The sequence below is a fragment of the Methylobacterium iners genome (genome assembly GCF_022179305.1).
Taxonomy (GTDB): domain Bacteria; phylum Pseudomonadota; class Alphaproteobacteria; order Rhizobiales; family Beijerinckiaceae; genus Methylobacterium; species Methylobacterium iners.
In genome coordinates this window covers 1-2,921 of the sequence record NZ_BPQP01000095.1, presented here as the reverse complement: position 1 = coordinate 2,921, position 2,921 = coordinate 1, and the positions used below count along the sequence as shown (strand labels likewise).

Genomic DNA, 2,921 nt, shown 5'->3' with positions numbered 1-2,921 from the left:
CGCGGCGATAGCGCGCTCAATGTGCCTTGGCCAAAGCCGAATGGCCGGGCGACGTGGGGGCCGCCGACAAGCACTTACCTCAAGGCACACGGCGGCAAAGGGGGCGAAAGCGATAGCTGTCGGCCCGTCGCGCGGTGGCCAGACGACCAAGATCGACGCCCTCACCAATGTGCTCGGCCGCCCTGGCGTTCTCCTGCAGACGCTCGGCAATCTCAGCGATGTGCGCACAGCCCTGGAGGTTCTGGCCGAGGCCCCCGGCCGCATCCTGCGCCTGACCGCCGACAAAGGCTACGACGCCAACTGGCTGCGCGCCGACCTTTGGGAGAGGAGCATCACACCCATCATCCCGAGCAAGCGCGGCCGCAAGCGCAAGATCCGCCACGATCAACGCAGCTACCGCGAGCGCTGGCAGAATGAGGCCACCTTCTGCCGCCTGAAAGTCTTCCGTCGCAACCCGTTATGACAAGCTCGCCTGCAATTACGCCTCAGCCGTCGCACTGGCCGCCGTCATCGCCATCTGGTTCTGATTGAGCCTACACCCTGGGGAGATATGGAACCATTGGTCCGCCGGAGTGAGTTGAGAGGTGGTTGGAAAGGTACCCGCCTTCTGCAGCATACTGAGGTATGATCGCGCACTCAATATTAGGAAAGTAAGCTTCCACGGCATTACGGAAGAAGGTCTCATACCAAAGCAATTCTGAAAGCTCCTTTGAAGTCTAAGAATTTTCCAAATAGACTAAACTCCCTGAACTCTAATTATCGGCGGACTCGAAAGCATGAATAACCGATTAGACAATCTAGACGGTCTGCGAGGAGTTGCGGCAGTTATTGTAGTTGTATTTCACGTCATGTCTGCTCTTTCGCCCTGGCTTGTGCCCGACCAACAAAATGGCGCCGAGTGGGTTGCTTACACTCCCATCGCCGTGCTTTGGAATGGATCATTTGCAGTGTCGGTATTCTTCGTTTTGAGCGGTTTTGTCGTCACACATGCGACGCTACGTAAGTCGGACCCCCTTTGGATCGACGTTCCAATCCGCTATCTTCGAATTGCAATTCCTGCTACTTTCAGCACTTTGTTCGCATGGACTATTCTAAGTATAATTCCCAACGCTACAACAGAATTAGGATCCGTTGTCAGCAGTCGCTGGCTTCAATGGACGCATCAGGGAGCAATCCCAGGACCCGAATTTGCCATTTACGAAGGGATGATCGGTATCTTCTTAACAGGAGGCTCATCTTTCAACAATGTTCTTTGGACAATGCGGCCAGAGCTGATTGGTTCTTTCGCTTGTTTTGCAATATGTCTTTTTCGAAATCCTCAAGCAAGGCTTTGCGCGACTGCAGTGTTCGCCATTGCTGCTCTACTAACTAAGCAGTTCCAGTACGAATGTTTCGTTCTCGGGATCTTTTTACGAGAAGCTTGGGCCGCTGGCCGCCTGCCGTCTGCTTTTCCCATCCTCGCTTTGATGCTTGGTCTTGTTGTCGGCTCGCAGAGCGGTGATGCAGCTACACGGCTTAACTTGGAGTGGTTGCCGAAAGTTTTTAGGCCAGGCAACAAGAATGGTCTGCTGTACCCGATGGCAGCTGCGCTTGTTGTTTATGGCTGCATGCGCTCGGATCTACTTACACGGGCTTTGTCTGGGAGGATAGGAAGATTTCTTGGTGCAATTTCATTTCCCTTGTACCTGATACATGTTCCAGTTATATACACGTTTCTTGCTAGCGCCTTTGTGTTATTCTACTCTGAACCGATGTCGATAATACTATTATTAATCACATTCTTTTCTTCATTGCTCGTTCTATCTTATCTATTTGAGCGCTTCGTAGAGAGACCTTTCTTGAGAACACTTGGAAAGCTGCGGCGCAAGATGAGGAACTTGCGAAGCACCAACCTTCAATCTCATACCGGAGTAGCAAAACCTCCTACTTAGCCGATGATAAGCGCTTCGTTGATTTAAAATTTCAGCTTCATCCATGATAGGAGGCAATAATGAATGAAATCCTGGGCTCCGCCAACAACGATACATTCTATGATACGGCAATAGCTGAACGGTTCACGGGTGGCGAGGGGCGCGATACCGTCAGTTATGTAAATGCACAATATGGTATTGCCGCTAATCTTGCTAGTGGTAGCGCCTATAAGTTACTAAGAGTTTTACCCTTCGGAGACTCCATTACTTTCGGTGTGGTCGAGAGTGCCACTAGGATTGAGAGTGGCGGCTACCGAACACCACTGGTGGGTAATCTGGAAGCTGCTGGGATCCGGATCGACCTCGTGGGTACCATGCAGGATGGACCTGCACTCCTGAGTGATCGCGATCACGAGGGCCATCCGGGTTGGACCTTAAACCAATTGAACGCGATTGACTCCGAGGTTGTGGCTCGTGAGAGACCGGATGCAGTTCTACTAATTAGTGGCACAAACGATAGTGGTGCTGACACTGTCAATCAAATGTTGAATGATCTACGGAATCTTTTAGTCAGCTTATCAGACAGTAAATCAGACATGACGGTCTTCGTGGCGTCAGTTCCTCCTATTCGAGTGGGCGAACAGAGCCAAGCTCGTGCAGATCGCGTTGATTCGTATAACGATGCAATGCCCTCGGTTGTGGCGGAGCTAGCTGCAGCAGGTCGCAAAGTTGTCTTCGTAGACATGCGCGATTTAGCAGTAGTCGACATCTCCTCGCCGCCGTCAGATAACGGACTGCACCCTAACTTGGCCGGATATGAGCTGATCGCCGCACATTTTGAGGAAGCGCTACGGGAACAATTCCGGCTTAATAGCACTGGGTACGGGAGCGATCGAGACACATTTCAGAGTATTGAGAATTTGACTGGTTCAGTTCAAGCTGATCATCTAACTGGCGACGGCGGGGGTAACGTCTTCTCTGGCCTAGACGGCAATGACATGCTTCGAGGTG

Annotated in this window: 2 protein-coding genes and 1 pseudogene; all 3 read left to right on the top strand. The window is 51.8% G+C overall.

Features of this window, described 5'->3' with window-relative positions:
* Positions 1 to 23: 23 nt before the first annotated feature.
* Positions 24 to 527 (top strand): annotated as a pseudogene (locus MFF55_RS24165) (IS5 family transposase); the annotation flags it as partial.
* Between the two features lie 249 nt (positions 528 to 776).
* Positions 777 to 1,931: an acyltransferase family protein gene (locus MFF55_RS24160; protein WP_238246666.1), complete on the top strand. Its 1,155-nt coding sequence runs from the start codon at positions 777 to 779 to the stop codon at positions 1,929 to 1,931.
* Between the two features lie 59 nt (positions 1,932 to 1,990).
* Positions 1,991 to 2,921: SGNH/GDSL hydrolase family protein (locus MFF55_RS24155; protein ID WP_238246665.1), on the top strand; the 931-nt coding region annotated here is incomplete at its 3' end.

Bases quoted from the DNA above. Each gene is read 5' to 3' on its own strand.
- MFF55_RS24160 (WP_238246666.1), top strand. From the start codon at position 777: ATGAATAACCGATTAGACAATCTAGACGGTCTGCGAGGAGTTGCGGCA.